The organism is Acidovorax sp. GW823-FHT01C06 (assembly GCF_058798375.1).
The window spans coordinates 1-16,251 of record NZ_JBXAKN010000017.1 but is presented as its reverse complement, the minus strand read 5'-3'; the positions used below and the strand labels follow the sequence as shown (position 1 = coordinate 16,251).

The window sequence follows — 16,251 nt, the reverse complement described above, 5'->3', positions numbered from 1 at the left end:
GCCTGCCCGGGGATCGCCGCAGCCTGCCGGCTCGGTCAGGTCAGCCGCGGTCCGCGCGCGCGGGGCGGCCGCCGACGGATCCCATGGATCCCGTGGCGCCCTGCGCGGACGCCAGGGGCAGCTTGTTGACGGTGAGGTCGCAGTTGTAATTGTCCGGCGTGAACACCAGCGTGGCGCCCGGCGCCACCAGCGGCAGGGTCTGGTGGATCTGGTAGGACATGTCCACCGGCGGTTCGGGCGCGCGGTACACGATGTCCTTGTCGGGGCCGTAGACCACGTAGCACGAAGCCGCGGCCGACTGGCTGAAAAGGGCGCCCAGCAGCGCGGCGGCAGCGGCAGTGGCGTATGGGAAGCGGGTCATGGTTCTTCTCCTCGATCTGGCATGTCTGCCTGGGATTATGGAGGCTTTGGCGTGCCGAGCCAATGCAGCCGTGGCTCCATGGCAGCGGCGCGCACCGCCGGGCCCCGCGCGCCCCTTCAACGCAGGTGCAGGTGGTTGGTGTGCTTGACCTCTTCCATCACCGCATAGGTGCGTGTCTCGCGCACCCCGGGCAGTTGCCACAGGACCGCGCCTGCGAACACGCGGTAGGCGTTCATGTCGGCCGAGCGCGTCTTGAGCAGGTAGTCGAACCCCCCTGCCACCATGTGGCACTCCATGATCTCGGGATGCACCTGCACCGCCGCCTTGAACTGGTCGAACACATTCGGCGTGGTGCGGTCGAGCAGCACCTCCACGAACACCAGCATGCCCGCCCCCAGCTTCAGCGGGTTGAGCCGCGCCTCGTAGCCCAGGATGAAGCCGTCGCGCGTGAGGCGCTGTACGCGCGCCAGCACCGCGGTGGGCGACAGCGCGACGGCGTCCGCCAGCTTGAGATTGGCAATGCGCCCATCTTCCTGCAGGATTGACAAAATCTTGCGGTCAATACGGTCCAGATCGGTTTCCATCGTCATTTTGGATAGTGATTTATTCTGACAGACCGCCTATTTTCGACCATTTATTCATCCACAGACCAAGGATCATCGCATCCAGCCGCCCCCGGCAGGCCCTGGGGGCCCAACCCACCAATACCCCTGATACCCACCGAAAGACACGCCATGACGCAGCCCATCGGCGCCCTGCCCTCTTCCACCAGCCCCGCCGGCTTTGCCCCGCGCTCGCCCCTGGCCAGCCCGTTGCGCGCCGCCATCACCGCGGCCTACCGGCGCCCCGAGCCCGAGGCCCTGGCCCCGCTGCTGGCGCAGGCCCGTTTGCCGCAGGCGATGGCGCAAGCGGCCGGGCAGCTGGCGCTGCGCATTGCGGGCGCCCTGCGCAGCCGCAAGAGCGCCGGGGGCCGCGCGGGCATCGTGCAGGGATTGCTGCAGGAGTTCGCGCTGTCGTCGCAAGAAGGCGTGGCGCTGATGTGCCTGGCCGAGGCGCTCCTGCGCATCCCCGACAAGGCCACGCGCGATGCATTGATCCGCGACAAGATCAGCAACGGCCAGTGGGAACCCCACCTGGGCAAGAGCCCTTCGCTGTTTGTGAATGCGGCCACCTGGGGCCTGCTCATCACGGGCAAGCTGGTGGCCACGCACAGCGAAGGCAGCCTGGGCGCATCGCTCGGCCGCCTGATCGGCAAGGGCGGGGAGCCGCTCATCCGCAAGGGCGTGGACATGGCCATGCGCATGATGGGCGAGCAGTTCGTGACCGGCGAGACCATTGGCGAAGCCCTGGCCAACGCCCGCCAGATGGAAGGCGAGGGCTTCCGCTATTCCTACGACATGCTGGGCGAGGCCGCGCTGACCAGCGAGGACGCCCAGCGCTACTACGCGTCGTACGAGCAGGCCATCCACGCCATCGGCAAGGCATCCGCCGGGCGCGGCATCTATGAAGGCCCCGGCATCTCGATCAAGCTGTCGGCCCTGCACCCGCGCTACAGCCGCGCGCAGTTCGCCCGTGTGATGGACGAGCTGTACCCGCTGGTGCTGCGCCTGACCGAGCTCGCGCGCAGCTATGACATCGGCATCAACATCGATGCCGAGGAGGCCGACCGGCTGGAGCTGTCGCTGGACCTGCTCGAACGCCTGTGCCACGAGCCTTCGCTGGCCGGCTGGAACGGCATCGGCTTCGTGATCCAGGCCTACCAGAAGCGCTGCCCCTTCGTCATCGACTACGTGGTGGACCTGGCGCGCCGCACGCAGCGCCGACTGATGGTGCGCCTGGTCAAGGGTGCCTACTGGGACAGCGAGATCAAGCGCGCCCAGGTCGACGGGCTGGACGACTACCCCGTGTACACCCGCAAGGTGCACACCGACATCTCGTACATCGCCTGCGCGAGGAAATTGCTGGCCGCGCCCGAGGCCATCTACCCGCAGTTCGCCACGCACAACGCGGAAACACTCGCCACCATCTACCACCTGGCGGGCCACAACTACTATGCCGGCCAGTACGAATTCCAGTGCCTGCACGGCATGGGCGAGCCCCTGTACGAGCAGGTGGTGGGCGCCGTCACCGCCGGCAAGCTGGGTCGGCCCTGCCGCATCTACGCCCCCGTCGGCACGCACGAGACCCTGCTGGCGTACCTGGTGCGCCGACTGCTGGAAAACGGCGCCAACACCTCGTTCGTGAACCGCATCGCCGACGAGACCATCGCGCTGGAGGACCTGGTGAAGAGCCCCGTCGAGGTGGTGGACCAGCAGGCCGCCGCAGAAGGCGGCGCAGGCCTGCCCCATCCGCGCATCGCCACGCCACGGGGCCTGTACGGCCCGCACCGCGCCAACTCGCGCGGGCTCGACCTGTCGAACGAGAACACCCTCGCGCAACTGGACGCGATCCTGCAGGCCACCGCCAGCCAGGGCTGGACCGCCGGCCCCTTGCTCGGCGCCGACGCCGCGCCGGGCGCGCCGATGCCCGTGCGCAACCCCGCGGACCACCGCGACGTGGTGGGCCAGGTGCAGGAGGCCACGGCCGCCGACGTGGATGCGGCCCTGCAACACGCCCTGCGGGCGGCCCCCTTGTGGGCCGCGACGCCCCCGGCCGAGCGCGCCGCCACGCTCGACCGTGCCGCGGGCCTGCTGGAGGACCGCATGCAGCCCCTGCTGGGTCTGCTGATGCGCGAAGCAGGCAAGAGCTGCAGCAACGCGGTCGCCGAGGTGCGCGAGGCGGTGGACTTCCTGCGCTACTACGCCGCGCAGGTCGAATCCACCTTCGACAACACCACCCACCTTCCGCTGGGCCCCGTGGCCTGCATCAGCCCCTGGAACTTCCCGCTCGCCATCTTCATGGGCCAGGTGGCCGCAGCCCTGGCCGCCGGCAACCCCGTGCTGGCCAAGCCGGCCGAACAGACCCCGCTGATCGCCGCCGAGGCCGTGCGCATCCTGTGGCAGGCGGGTGTGCCGCGCGGCGTGGTGCAGCTGCTGCCCGGCCAGGGCGAGACCGTGGGCGCCCGGCTGATCGGCGACCCGCGTGTGATGGGCGTCATGTTCACCGGTTCGACCGAGGTGGCGCGCATCCTGCAACGCGCCGTCGCAGGTCGCCTGGATGCCGTCGGCCGCCCCATCCCCCTGATCGCAGAGACGGGCGGGCAGAACGCGATGATCGTGGACTCGTCGGCGCTGGTGGAGCAGGTGGTGGCCGACGCGGTCTCCTCCGCGTTCGACAGCGCCGGCCAGCGCTGCTCGGCCCTGCGCGTGCTGTGCGTGCAGGAGGACGCCGCCGACCGCGTGGTGGAAATGCTCAAGGGCGCCATGGGTGAACTGCGCATGGGCAACCCGGGCGCGCTGCAGGTCGACGTGGGCCCGGTCATCGACGCCGAGGCCCAGGCAGGCATCACCGCGCACATCGATGCGCTCAAGGCCAGGGGCCATCGCGTGTTCCAGCAGTGCCGCTGCAGCGCCGATGAAACGGCCCAGGGCACCTTCGTGCCGCCCACGCTGATTGAACTCCACGGCATCCAGGAGCTGCAGCGCGAGGTCTTTGGGCCCGTGCTGCACCTGGTGCGCTATGCCCGCAACGACCTGGACCAGCTGCTCGACCAGATCAACGCCACCGGCTACGGCCTCACGCAGGGCGTGCACACCCGCATCGACGAAACCATCGCCCGCGTGGTGAGCCGCGCCCATGCGGGCAACGTCTACGTGAACCGCAACATGGTGGGCGCCGTGGTGGGCGTGCAGCCGTTTGGTGGCGAGGGCCTGTCGGGCACGGGCCCGAAGGCGGGCGGGCCGCTGTACCTGCTGCGCCTGCTGTCGCGGCGCCCGGCCGATGCGCTGGCACGCACCTTCGCCGCGGCGGACCGCACGGCGCCACCCGACGTGGCAGCGCGCGAACCCTGGCTGGCGCCCCTGCACGCACTGGAGCAGTGGGCACACACGCAGGGCCGCCCCGCGCTGGCGGACACCTGCCGTGCGTTCGCCTCCGCCACCCAGAGCGGCACGGCGCGCACCCTGCCCGGCCCCACGGGTGAGCGCAACGTCTACACCCTGGCCCCCCGGCCCCGCGTGCTGTGCCTGGCCCAGGCCGAAGGCGACCTGCTCACGCAGACCGCGGCCGTGCTGGCCTCGGGCGGCAAGGCCCTGTGGCCTTCCACCCGGGCGGGCTTGCTTGCACAGCTTGCCCCGGCCGTCCAGGCCAGCATCGCGGTGGCGGATCAGGTGCTGGACGACGGCCGCATCGAACTGTCCGCCGTGCTGCACCATGGCGATGCGGCTTCGCTGCACGCAGTGTGCGAGGCGCTGGCCCGCCGTCCCGGCCCCATCGTGGGCGTGACCGCATTGCCCCCGGGCGCCACCGACGTGCCGCTGGAGCGCCTGCTGATCGAGCGCGCACTGAGCGTGAACACCGCTGCCGCGGGCGGCAACGCGAGCCTGATGACGATTGGCTGAGGTGGCCGTGCCCGCAGGATCTGAATAAAAACTGCCCCCACGGCTTATCCTTCAAGCGCTGTCAGCTACTTTTTTTATAGCATTTGATTTGAACCACCCCGCGGCGGCGGATCTTCGCCGGCCGGCGCGGGCTGCCGGCCCTGCTCCGCCTGAAAAAAGGCCGGCTGGCCCAGGCCCCATCGCCCCAGCACCTGGTAGGGCCCGGGCGAGCCGCGGCGGTTGTAGAGCAGCTGGAAGGCATCCACCCTCCAGTCAAGAGGCTCCACGCCGTGTTCCTCCACGGCAGAAGGGCCGTAGAGCAGCGTCATGTGCGGCGTGAACGATGGCTCGGCGCGCGCTGGCGCAGGGCCTGGCACGCACGCCCGCAGGGATTGGCGCAGCGCCTGGTGCAGCGCCACCATGCCCGCCACGCCGGTTTCGCTGCCGCACAGGACCAGGGGCCGCCTGGACTCGCGCCCCTGAAAGCTCAGGCAGCGGTCCAGCCGCAGCGAAAACGCCGGTGCGCAAACTTGCGCGGCGGCCGCACACGCCCACCAGACCTTGCGCGGGTTGAAATCGGCATCCCATCCGAGCGAGGCCAGCGTCACATGCAACCGCTCGGTGCGCACCCTGTGGCCCTCCTCCACCTGGCGGGCGGCCGTCTCCTGGTCGCACAGCCGGACAGCGCGGGCGGCCACGGCGCCATCCGCCAGCACGGCGAAAAAGAGGTGGTGGTCATGGCGCCGCGCGGCTGGAGACAAGGGCAGGTTCTCCATCCCCGGCAGCCACCGCAGGCCGTCAAACATCCCGTTGGCTCCTGAAAATGACGACATTCACCCATCTCATGCCATCCTCCACGCCCCATCTACTGTCCAAATAAAAGACTGAGGAAATGGATGCTGCCACACAGAGTACCCTCCCCAGAAGACCTCTCAGCGGCGGCGTGCCGAGCGCACGCCCGGCACGCTGGCCACGATGCCGAGGACCTTGTTGAGGCGGCCTGAATCGGCGACCTCCACCGTGAAGGTCATCCACGCAGTGCCTTTCACCGACTGGGTCTGCACGCCGATCACATTGGTTTTTTCCCGGGCAAAGACTTCAGAGATGTCGCGCAACAGGCCCTGGCGGTCGGCGGCTTCCACGGCCACATCGACGGGATACACGGCTGCAACCGCCGCTGACTTTGGCGCGCCCCATTCCACCTCGATGACACGCTCGACGCTGCGCGCGGCCATCTCGCGAAAGTTGCTGCAATCGGCCCGGTGCACGCTGACCCCCTTGCCGCGCGTCACGAAGCCGCGAATCAAATCGGGCGGTGCCGGCTTGCAGCACTTGGCCAGCTGGGTCATCAGCGAGTCGATGCCGACGACCAGTACGCCGCCCTTCGGAGCGGCATTCGTGCGGGCCTTCTTGAGCAGCAGGTAGTCATCCGGCTGCATCACAGGCTCGGGCGGTCGCAGCACCGTTTCGATGTTGCGCAGCGAGAACTCGTCCTTGCCCACCACCTCAAACAAGGCGTCGGCGGACTTGAAACCCAGTTGCACCGCAAGGTCGTCCAGCTTGACGGCGGTCTTGCCCTCGCGCTGCAGCAGCTTCTCGACCGCCTCGCGGCCCCGCGCCACGGTTTCGTGTGTCGCCTGGGCGTTGAACCAGGCACGCACCTTGGCCTTGGCGCGATGGCTGGTGAGGTAGCCCAGCTCGGCATTGAGCCAGTCGCGCGAGGGGCGGCCCTCCTTGACAGTCGATATCTCCACGGTCTGCCCGTTTTGCAGCGGGGTGTTGAGTGGCACCATGGCGCCGTCCACCCGGGCCCCCCGGCAACGGTGCCCGAGGCTGGTGTGCACGGCATATGCGAAGTCCACGGGCGTGGCGCCCTGCGGCAACTCCACCACGGCGGCATCGGGCGTCAGCACGTAGATGCGGTCCTCGAACAGCCCCCGATTGGGTACAGCACCCGACAGGTCGCGCTCCCATGCCAGCAGCTGGCGCAGCACCGCGATCTTGGCGTCGTATTCTCCCGAGGCAGAAACCCCCGCATAGCCCTTGCTCCCCGCCTCCTTGTAGGCCCAATGGGCGGCCACGCCGTGTTCGGCATGGTCATGCATGGCCTGGGTTCGGATCTGGATTTCGATGGGCTTGCCGTGGTCGTCGCGCACGATGGTGTGCAGCGACTGGTAGCCGTTGGGCTTGGGCTTGGCGATGTAGTCGTCAAACTCCTCCACGATGGGCTTGAACTGCTCGTGCACCCAGCTCAGGGCGGCGTAGCAATCCTTCACCGTGGGCACGACAACCCGCAGCGCACGGATGTCGAACACCTGGTCGAAGTTGAGCGACTTGCCGCGCATCTTCTTGACGATGCTGTAGATGTGCTTGGGGCGCCCCTGCACGCTGGCGCTGATGCTGCGCGCGCGCAGGTCAGCCTCGAGCCGCGCGCGCAGCTGCTCCATGTACACCTCGCGCTCGCCGCGTTTTTCGTCGAGCAGCCGCGCCACTTCCTTGTAGGTGTCGGGCTCCAGGAAACGAAAGGACAGGTCCTCGAGCTCCCACTTGACCTGCCAGATGCCCAGGCGATTGGCCAACGGCGCGAATACCTGCAGCGATTCGCGCGCCAGGCTGGGCGACACGGGGCGCTTGGCGGACGCATGAAAGCGCAGCGTCTGCAGGCGCGAGGCCAGGCGCAGCATCACCACGCGCAGGTCGCGCGAGAACGCGAGCAGCATCTTGCGCACGTTCTCCGTCTGGATGGCGGGGTCGTCCAGGTGCTCGGCGGCGCGGGCCTGCTGCTGCACGCGCATGAGCTTGGTGGTCTCCACCGCAAGCGCCGCGAAGTTCTCGCCAAAGGCCTTGGCAATGACCTCTTCGGGCTTGTTGAGGTGAATGCATGCGTGCACCAGGTAGCTGGCCGCCTGCATGGCCTCGGAGCCGCCTATTCCCTTGAGGATGGCGGCCACGGCATCGGCATGGGCCAGCGTGTTTTCGCCCGAGTCCAGGGTCTCGCCCGCCATCAGGGGCTCGGCAAAGGCGCGGGCGCGGGCCAGCGCGTTGACCTGCTCGGGCAGCGTGTGCGCAGTGGCTGCAATGAGCTGGGGGAGAACCTCGGCCTGAGGGGCGAGGGACGCCTGTGCGGGAGGGTAGGTTTTCATCCGGCCAAAGCACCTTCCGCCGCCAGCAGGAAACCGGTGACCGCAGCGACCTGGTCGGCCGCCACCAGCGTGGGCGCATGCCCCACGCCTTCGAACTCCACCAAGCGCGCACGGGGGCCTCGCTGCGCCATGGCCTGCGCGGTTTCGCGGGACAGTAGATCCGATTGCGCACCGCGCAGCAGCAGCGTGCGCGCGGCGATATGGTCATACAGCTGCCAGAGCATGGCCTCCCCCGCCGCGGCGGACTCCTGCGTCAATGCCCGAAACGGCACCGCAATGGCAGGGTCGTAGTGCAGTGTGATGCCGCCCTCCGGCAGCGTGCGCACCATGTGGCGCGAAAGTTCCAGCCACTGTTGCGGCGTGTGCGGGCCAAAGCTCGTCGAAATGGCCCACATGGCATCCGCCGCCTGCTGCAGCGACTCGAACCGTGCCAGCTGTCCCAGATAGAGCCCGATGCGCTGCAAGGCTTCCCACTGGATGACCGGCCCCACGTCGTTGAGCACCAGGCGCCGCACGGGCACGGGCAGCGGCAGCCCTGGCTGCCCCGCGACGCCCATGCCGATGAGCCCTCCCATGCTGGTGCCCACCCAGTCGAGGGTGGCGATGGGGCCCTGCCCCTGCAACTGGGCCACCAGCGCGAGCATGTCGGCCGCGTACTGGGGGATCTGGTAGCCCATGGGATCGGCCAGCCAGTCGCTCTGGCCCCGCCCGACCACATCAGGACAGATGACGCGGGCATGCGCGCTCAGCGCGCGCGCGAGGGTGTCGAAGTCCCGCCCCTGGCGCGAGAGGCCGTGCACGCAGAGCACCACGTGCGGATGTGCTGGATTGCCCGTGGCATTCCACTCCCAGTACGCCATGCGGTGGCGAGACTCGGCAACGGAGGCGTTACCAGAAGACACCCCGGTGGCCGCGGGGCCAGGGCACAGTACGTAGTTCAGCGTAGGTTCAATCATGGGGAGCGGAATCGAGGGGCAGCGCTTGATAATGCCGGGAAGGTCGGCACGGATCGCCGCACTGCGTCCATCCGCAGTCCCGGGTGTCTGCCGCGCTGCAAATCCCCGACCGCCGTGGCCGTCGCTGCGATTTGCGCCCTGCATCCATCCTGATCCGGGTGGCCGCGTGCCACGCAATCCGTGCCGCCCTTCCCTTGCGTTCATCGTAATTCATTCGGAGAGACTCTCATGCTGAAAGGCAAAACCGCCCTCGTCACCGGCTCGACCAGTGGCATTGGTCTTGGAATCGCAAAGGCACTGGCCCGCCAGGGCGCCAACATCGTGCTCAATGGCTTCGGAGACGTGGAAGGCCCGCGCGCCGAGGTGCTGGCCGCTGGCGAGGCCGCAGGTGTCCAGGTGGCCTACCACGGCGCCGACATGAGCCGTGTGGCCGACATCGAAGACATGATGAAGTACAGCACCGCGCAGTTCGGGCGCGTGGACATCCTCGTGAACAACGCCGGCATACAGCATGTGGCCAACGTGGAAGACTTCCCCGTGGAACGCTGGGACGCGGTGATCGCCATCAACCTCACGAGCGCCTTTCACACCTCGCGCCTGGCGCTGCCCGCCATGAAGGGCGCCAACTGGGGCCGCATCATCAACGTGGCATCGGTGCACGGCCTGGTGGGCTCGGCACAGAAGGCCGCCTACGTGGCAGCCAAGCACGGCATCGTGGGCCTGACCAAGGTGACCGCGCTGGAAAACGCCACCACCGGCGTGACCTGCAATGCCATCTGCCCCGGCTGGGTGCTGACGCCCCTGGTGCAAAAGCAGGTGGATGCCAAGGCAGCGGAACATGGCCTGTCCAACGAGGACGCCAAGAAGCTGCTGCTGGGCGAAAAGGAGCCCTCCATGCAGTTCACCACGCCGGAAGAACTGGGCGAGCTGGCCGTGTTCTTCTGCTCCCCCGCCGCCAACAACGTGCGCGGGGTGGCCTGGAACATGGACGGCGGCTGGGCGGCGCAGTAAGGGGCTGGGCCCCCGGGGGCACGGGGCCACGGCCACATGCTCCCGGCAGATGCTCCATTTTCAACAGCAGGTGCCGCTGCTCAGCCCAGAACAGACGGCACTTTCAGTGCGGGATTTGACTTTCAGCCTTGGCGCTGCGGCCGGGCCGGCCGGTCTCAACGCATCTGCACCGAGCCCGACACGTTGACGACCACCTGGGCCTTGCCCGCTTCCACCGGGACGGCGGAGTCCGCATAGGCCCCGCCCATCTTGGCCTCGGCGGCCATCATGCGTGGGCGGGGACCAGGCGCCATCTCATTGCTGTTCACCGCCACCTCGCGCAGGCTGTAGTTGCTGAAGCCAAACCCCTTGGCCAACTCGGCCGCGCGGGCCTTGAACTGCTCGATGGCCTGGGTCTGGGCCTCATCCTCCACCTTGGCACGCGCCTCGCGCGACAGGCCGAACGCGACCTGGTGGATGGCCATGGTCTGGATCTTGCCCGCCGTGGTGGTGATGCGGGCGAAATCGCGGCCTTCCAGCACCAGTTCCGCGCGGCCCTGCCAGCCATTGATCTTGCCGTCCTTGTTGTAGCGCGGGAAAAGGCCGAACGGGCCCGTGCGCACATCCAGCTGGCCGGGCTGGGCATTGCGCTTGGCTTCGGCCAGCGCCGTGTCGAGCGCCTGCTTGAGCTGCGCCTGCACGGTGGCGGCATCCGCGGCCTCCTTGCTGGTGGCGAGGCTGAGCACCAGCAGATCCTGCTGCACTTCGACCGTGCCCGTGGCTGACAGCTGCACCACATTGCGCGGCTCCGCTGCAGGTGCATTCTGAGCAAATGCGGCTCCAGCGCAAGCCAGAAAAGCGCCTGCAGCTATCATTTTGGTAGTCATCTTCATGGCGGAAACATCCTTGGCATCAAAGCGCCGCCCTTTGTTGGGCAGCGCGGGGCACCACCATAACCGCGTGGCATCCCGCCCGTGATGAAGCCCCGCTGCGCACTGTGCGAAGCTGGGCAAAACTTGTAACAGTTGGTCAAACCCAAGGTCAAAACCCGAACTTCGGCGTTCCAAGTGGTCAGAATCGGCTCTGTTACAAATTGGACTTGGGATCAAGATGGCCACAACAACCAATCGCACCGACAAAGTTCTGGTGGTGGATGACGATGCACGAATCCGTGATCTGCTGCGCCGCTACCTCACCCAGGAAGGCTTTGAAGTCATGGTCGCCGAAGACGGCAAGGCACTCAACCGCCTGCTGTTGCGCGAGACCGTGGACATCATCGTGCTCGACCTGATGATGCCGGGCGAGGACGGCCTGTCCATCTGCCGCCGCCTGCGTGCGGCCAATGACCGCACGCCCATCATCATGCTCACCGCCAAGGGCGAGGACGTGGACCGCATCGTGGGCCTGGAAGTGGGCGCCGACGACTACCTGGGCAAACCGTTCAACCCCCGCGAACTGCTCGCGCGCATCCACGCCGTGCTGCGCCGCCGCCCCGCGCAGGAAGCCCCCGGTGCGCCTTCGGGCGACAACGAGGTCGTGACCTTCGGCCCCTTTACCTTCGACCTGGGCACCCGCGCACTGCAGCGCAATGGCGAAGAGCTGCCCCTGACCACGGGCGAGTTCGCCATGCTCAAGGCCCTGGTACGCCACCCGCGCCAGCCGCTGTCGCGCGAAAAGCTGGCCTTGCTGGCACGCGGCCGCGAGTTCGAGCCCTTCGACCGCAGCCTGGACGTGCAGGTCTCGCGCCTGCGCAAGCTGGTGGAAGTGGACGCCGCCGCGCCGCGCTACATCCAGACCGTGTGGGGCGTGGGCTACGTTTTCGTGCCGGACGGAACGAGCTGACCCCTTCCTTCTTTCTTGTATGCGCAAATCCGACGGCCATCCGAGGTCGAGATCACCATCGTTCCGGCAGTCCGTGACCGCTCCTTCCGACGCCACCAGCCCCGCCCCCCTCGAGTCCCTGAGACAGGCTCGGGAGCAACGGGCGCGCGTGGGCCTCAATCTCTTCTGGCGCACATTCTTCCTGCTGGCGCTGCTCCTGGTGGGCAGCATCCTGGCATGGCTGCAGACACTGCGGGCGCTGGAGTTTGAACCGCGCACGCTGCACACCGCGCAGCAGATCGCCTCGCTGGTGAACCTGAGCCGCGCCGCGCTCGTGCACTCCGATGCCATCGCCCGCGTGTCGCTCATCAAGACCATGGCCGATCAGGAAGGCGTGCGCATCCTGCCGCGCGAGCCGCGCGACAAATTCGAACTGCTGGAGGGCACGGCCCTGGGCAACCGCCTGACCGACGAGCTCACCCAGCGCCTGGGCCCCGACACCATCGTGGCGCAAAACGTGAATGGAGAAACAGGCCTGTGGGTCGGCTTCAACATCAACGGCGACCCCAACTGGCTGCTGATGGACCGCTCGCGCTTCAGCCCGGCGGGCGGCCGCACCTGGCTGATCTGGCTGATCACGGCGGGGGCGCTGTCACTGGCGGGCGCCGCGGCCATTGCACGGCTGATCAATCGGCCGCTCAAGCAGCTTTCCTACGCCGCCAACCGCGTCAAGGACGGCGATTTCGCGGCCAGCCATCTCGACGAAGAGGTGGTGACCAGTGAAATCCGCGAGGTGAACATCGGCTTCAACCGCATGGCGCAGAAGCTCGCCAAGCTGGAGCAGGACCGCGCCGTGATGCTGGCCGGCATTTCGCACGACCTGCGCACGCCGCTGGCGCGCCTGCGGCTCGAAACCGAGATGAGCGTGAACGATGAAGTCGCGCGCGAGCACATGGTGGCCGACATCGTGCAGCTCGACGCCACCATCGACAAGTTCCTCGACTACGCGCGGCCTGACCACGTGACGCTGACACCCGTCAACCTGCATGCGGTGGTCTCGTCCTGCGTGTACGCCGTGCAGGACCACCGCGAACTCCAGATCACCATGTCGGTGCCCGAAGACCTGAACGTGCTGGCTGACGAAGTGGAACTGGCGCGCGTGATCTCCAACCTGCTGGAGAACGCCCGGCGCTATGGCAAGACCGAGGACACCGGCATCACCAGCGTGGACATCGTCGCGAAAGGCCGGGAGAACTGGGTGCTGGTCAAACTGCGCGACCATGGCCCGGGCGTGCCGCCCGAGCAGCTGTCCAACCTGACCAAACCCTTCTTCCGGGGGGATTCCGCCCGCACGGCCGCCGCCGGTGCGGGGCTGGGGCTGTCCATCGTCGACAAGACGGTGCAGCGCATGGGCGGCATCTTCGCGCTGGCCAATTCCAGCACGGGCGGCCTGGTGGCCCACCTGCAGTTGCAGCGTGCCACCGACCTGCCCGACGGCGCCGACCCCAAGCAGCGCCTGCAGCGGCCGTCCATCAAGCGCCAGCTGCCAAGACGCCGGGCGGAAGACAAGACCGCCTGACTTCAAGCATCCGCTCCCCGGGCCGCAGGCCCGTTCAGCGCACCATGCAGGGCGATTTGTTGTTGAACTTCCAGCCGGGGATCAGGTACTGCATGGCGATCGCATCGTCACGCGCGCCCAGCCCATGCTGCAAGTACAGGCGGTGGGCGCGCTCCACCTCCTCCATGTCCAGCTCCACGCCCAAGCCGGGCTTGGTGGGCAGCTGGATGAAGCCGTCCTTGATCTGGAAAGGCTCCTTCGTCAGCCGCTCACCGTCCTGCCAGATCCAGTGCGTGTCGATGGCCGTCACGCGCCCCGGTGCGGCGGCGCCCACGTGGGTGAACATGGCCAGCGAGACGTCAAAATGGTTGTTGGAATGCGAGCCCCAGGTCAGGCCGAAGGCCTGGCACATCTGCGCCACGCGCACCGAGCCGGCCATGGTCCAGAAATGCGGGTCGGCCAGCGGAATGTCCACTGACTGCAGGGCCAGGCTGTGCGCCATCTCGCGCCAGTCGGTGGCCACCATGTTGGTGGCGGTGGGCAGGCCCGTGGCGCGGCGGAACTCCGCCATCACCTCGCGGCCCGAGAACACGCCTTCGGCGCCGCAGGGGTCTTCGGCATAGGCCATCACGCCGTGCAGGTCGCGCGTGATGCGGATGGCGTCCTTGAGCAGCCAGCCGCCGTTGGGGTCCAGCGTCACGCGCGCCTCCGGGAAGCGCTCATGCAGCGCGCGAATCGCCTCGACCTCTTCCTCGCCACGCAGCACGCCGCCCTTGAGCTTGAAGTCGGCAAAGCCGTAGCGCTCGTACGCGGCCTCGGCCAGGCGCACGATGCCGTCGGCCGTCATGGCCTTCTCGTTGCGCAGGCGGAACCAGTCGTTGTCGGCACCGGGCTCGGCGCGGTAGGCCAGGTCGGTCTTGGCGCGGTCGCCCACGTAGAACAGGTAGCCCAGCATCTGCACCGACTCGCGCTGCACGCCATCGCCCAGCAGCGCGGCCACGGGCACGTTCAGGTGCTGGCCCAGCAGGTCCAGAAAGGCTGATTCCACGGCGGTGACCGCGTGGATGGTGATGCGCAGGTCAAACGTCTGCAACCCGCGCCCGCCTACATCGCGGTCGGCAAACTGCGCGCGCATGGCATTGAGCACGGCGTTGTGGTGCCCGATGGGGCGGCCCACGATCAGCGCTCGCGCATCCTCGATGGTCTGGCGAATCTTCTCGCCGCCGGGCACCTCGCCCACCCCGGTGTTGCCCGCGCTGTCACGCAGGATGATCAGGTTGCGCGTGAAGAACGGGCCGTGCGCACCGCTCAGGTTCATGAGCATGCTGTCGTGGCCCGCCACGGGCACCACGCGCAGCTCGGTGACGACGGGGGTGCTGGCGGCAGAAGGGTTGGAAGAGGTGGTCATGGTGTTCTGGAATATGGGGGGGAGCGCCCCCCGGGTCTTTCGTGTCAAAGCGGCTCACAAACCTCGGCGAAGCGGTTCTGGCCAGGCGCTACGTCGCAGCCAGTGCAAGGAGCACGACAAGACGGAGCAACAACGCCACAAGAGGTTTTTGAGTCGCTCTCAATCGGCAGTGATCTTGCGGGTCTCGATGACTGTCTTCCATCGCGCGAATTCGCGCGCCTGGTAAGCGGTGAAGGCTTCGGGCGTGCTGGCCACGATCTCCAGGCCCTGGTCGAGCATGCGCTTCTTCACGGCCGGGTCGTTCAGGGCGGCGATGGCAGCGTCCGAGAGCTTCTTCTTGAGCGCTGGCGGCAGACCCTTGGGAGCGGCCATGCCTTGCCACGAGTACACCTCGGCACCGGCCACACCGGCCTCGGCCAGGGTGGGCACGTCGGGCAGCACCGGGCTGCGCTTGTCGCCGGTCACAGCGATTGCATGCAGCTTGCCGCCGCGGATGTGCTGCAGCACGGCGTTCACGTTCTGGAACGAGAACTCCACCTGCCCGCCCAGCAGGTCGTTGATGGCCGGAGCGCCGCCCTTGTAGGGGATGTGCAGGCCTTCGGTGCCACTTTGCTGCCAGAACACTTCGGCCGAGAGGTGGTCCGACGAGCCGTTGCCCGAACTCGCAAAGCTCACCTTGCCGGGGTTGGCCTTGAGCTGGGCGATCACTTCCTTCACGGTGCGCGCCTTCTGGCCAGGGGCGGCCACCAGCACGTTGGGCGCCTGCACCGGCACGGTGATGTAGTCGAAATCCTTGAGCGCGTCGTACGGCACGCTCTTGAGCAGGTGCGGCGCCACGACGAAGGCGCCCAGCGAGGACACCAGCAGCGTGTAGCCATCGGCCGGCGCGCGCTTGACCATGCCAGCGCCCAGCGTGCCCGTGGCACCGGGGCGGTTGTCCACCACGAAATTCTGGCCCAACTTGTCGCCCATGTGCTGCGCCATGGCGCGGGCCACCATGTCGGTGGAGCCGCCGGCCGGGAACGGCACGACGATGGTCACGGGCTTTTCAGGCCAGGCTGCGGGTGTACCGGGCGCGGCCGTCTGGGCCGATGCGGCGAAAGCAAAAGCCAGGCTGCACGCGCTTGCGGTCAGCAGCAGTTTCTTGATGAACATGGTGGATGTCTCCGAAGTTGGATGGTTGACACAGCCCTCTGCGGGGCCTGGGTCGGGTCTTGCGTGGAACGGGATGGGGTCGGGCTGGGCGCGTAGTGCAGTTACTGCGGGCCGAGCTTGTCGATGAGCGCCTTGAGCTCTTCCATCTCTCTGGGCTTCAAGTCCGTCAGCGGCGCGCGCACCGGCCCACCGTCATGGCCCACGATCCTGGCGCCCGCTTTGATGATGGAGACACCGTAGCCTTCCACCCGGTTGCGGATGGCCAGGTAGGGCATGAAGAACTCCTTGAGCAGCCTGTGTTGCGTGGCCGTGTCGTCGGCCGCCACGGCCTTGTAGAAGTCCATCGCCGTCTTGGGAATGAAGTTGAACACTGCCGAGGAG

Annotated in this window: 13 protein-coding genes; 4 read left to right on the top strand and 9 right to left on the bottom strand. The window is 67.7% G+C overall.

The genetic code is table 11. From position 1 onward, the window contains the following. Positions 1 to 40: 40 nt before the first annotated feature. Positions 41 to 361, bottom strand: a complete 321-nt coding sequence (locus tag AC1RCS_RS24375) for a hypothetical protein (protein WP_218297561.1) — start codon at positions 359 to 361, stop codon at positions 41 to 43. 116 nt (positions 362 to 477) lie between these two features. After that, on the bottom strand, positions 478 to 951 hold the full coding sequence (locus AC1RCS_RS24370; RefSeq protein ID WP_218297562.1) for an Lrp/AsnC ligand binding domain-containing protein: 474 nt from the start codon (positions 949 to 951) through the stop codon (positions 478 to 480). A gap of 144 nt (positions 952 to 1,095) precedes the next feature. Between AC1RCS_RS24370 and putA the strand changes: the two genes are divergently transcribed. Further along, on the top strand, positions 1,096 to 4,860 hold the full coding sequence (gene putA / locus AC1RCS_RS24365) for a trifunctional transcriptional regulator/proline dehydrogenase/L-glutamate gamma-semialdehyde dehydrogenase (protein WP_492246495.1): 3,765 nt from the start codon (positions 1,096 to 1,098) through the stop codon (positions 4,858 to 4,860). A gap of 74 nt (positions 4,861 to 4,934) precedes the next feature. Here the strand turns inward: putA and AC1RCS_RS24360 are convergent, their stop codons facing one another. The 3 genes from AC1RCS_RS24360 to AC1RCS_RS24350 all read right to left on the bottom strand — a co-directional run bounded on the left by AC1RCS_RS24360 (position 4,935) and on the right by AC1RCS_RS24350 (position 8,938). After that, positions 4,935 to 5,645 carry a 2'-5' RNA ligase family protein gene (locus AC1RCS_RS24360; RefSeq protein WP_492246496.1) on the bottom strand — a complete coding sequence of 237 codons (711 nt, stop codon included), beginning with the start codon at positions 5,643 to 5,645 and terminating at the stop codon, positions 4,935 to 4,937. Between the two features lie 126 nt (positions 5,646 to 5,771). Continuing rightward, positions 5,772 to 7,982: a RelA/SpoT family protein gene (locus AC1RCS_RS24355; protein WP_218340856.1), complete on the bottom strand. Its 2,211-nt coding sequence runs from the start codon at positions 7,980 to 7,982 to the stop codon at positions 5,772 to 5,774. After that, positions 7,979 to 8,938: an alpha/beta fold hydrolase gene (locus tag AC1RCS_RS24350; protein ID WP_369642241.1), complete on the bottom strand. Its 960-nt coding sequence runs from the start codon at positions 8,936 to 8,938 to the stop codon at positions 7,979 to 7,981. The genes AC1RCS_RS24355 and AC1RCS_RS24350 overlap by 4 nt, the downstream gene beginning before the upstream one ends. A gap of 228 nt (positions 8,939 to 9,166) precedes the next feature. On the opposite strand from AC1RCS_RS24350, the gene AC1RCS_RS24345 reads away from it, so the two are divergent. After that, complete coding sequence (locus AC1RCS_RS24345) at positions 9,167 to 9,949, top strand: 3-hydroxybutyrate dehydrogenase (RefSeq protein ID WP_218294229.1); 783 nt, start codon at positions 9,167 to 9,169, stop codon at positions 9,947 to 9,949. A 155-nt stretch (positions 9,950 to 10,104) separates the two neighbouring features. On the opposite strand, the gene AC1RCS_RS24340 is transcribed toward AC1RCS_RS24345, so the two are convergent. Then, positions 10,105 to 10,821 carry an SIMPL domain-containing protein gene (locus AC1RCS_RS24340; protein WP_218340854.1) on the bottom strand — a complete coding sequence of 239 codons (717 nt, stop codon included), beginning with the start codon at positions 10,819 to 10,821 and terminating at the stop codon, positions 10,105 to 10,107. Between the two features lie 217 nt (positions 10,822 to 11,038). On the opposite strand from AC1RCS_RS24340, the gene ompR reads away from it, so the two are divergent. Both ompR and AC1RCS_RS24330 read left to right on the top strand, forming a co-directional pair. After that, the gene (ompR, locus tag AC1RCS_RS24335; protein WP_010460834.1) at positions 11,039 to 11,770 is read left to right on the top strand and encodes an osmolarity response regulator transcription factor OmpR; all 732 of its coding nucleotides are present in this window, start codon (positions 11,039 to 11,041) and stop codon (positions 11,768 to 11,770) included. A 19-nt stretch (positions 11,771 to 11,789) separates the two neighbouring features. After that, a complete protein-coding gene (locus tag AC1RCS_RS24330) occupies positions 11,790 to 13,328 on the top strand; it encodes an ATP-binding protein (RefSeq protein ID WP_218294227.1) in 1,539 nt (512 codons plus the stop codon). A 34-nt stretch (positions 13,329 to 13,362) separates the two neighbouring features. Here AC1RCS_RS24330 and gudD read toward each other — a convergent pair whose 3' ends face one another. From gudD to AC1RCS_RS24315, 3 genes are all read right to left on the bottom strand, one after another. Further along, positions 13,363 to 14,715, bottom strand: a complete 1,353-nt coding sequence (gudD, locus tag AC1RCS_RS24325; protein WP_492246497.1) for a glucarate dehydratase — start codon at positions 14,713 to 14,715, stop codon at positions 13,363 to 13,365. A gap of 159 nt (positions 14,716 to 14,874) precedes the next feature. Further along, positions 14,875 to 15,864 (bottom strand): Bug family tripartite tricarboxylate transporter substrate binding protein, encoded by a 990-nt coding sequence (locus tag AC1RCS_RS24320; protein ID WP_492246499.1) that lies wholly within the window; start codon positions 15,862 to 15,864, stop codon positions 14,875 to 14,877. 107 nt (positions 15,865 to 15,971) lie between these two features. Next, positions 15,972 to 16,251: dihydrodipicolinate synthase family protein (locus tag AC1RCS_RS24315; protein ID WP_492246498.1), on the bottom strand; the 280-nt coding region annotated here is incomplete at its 5' end.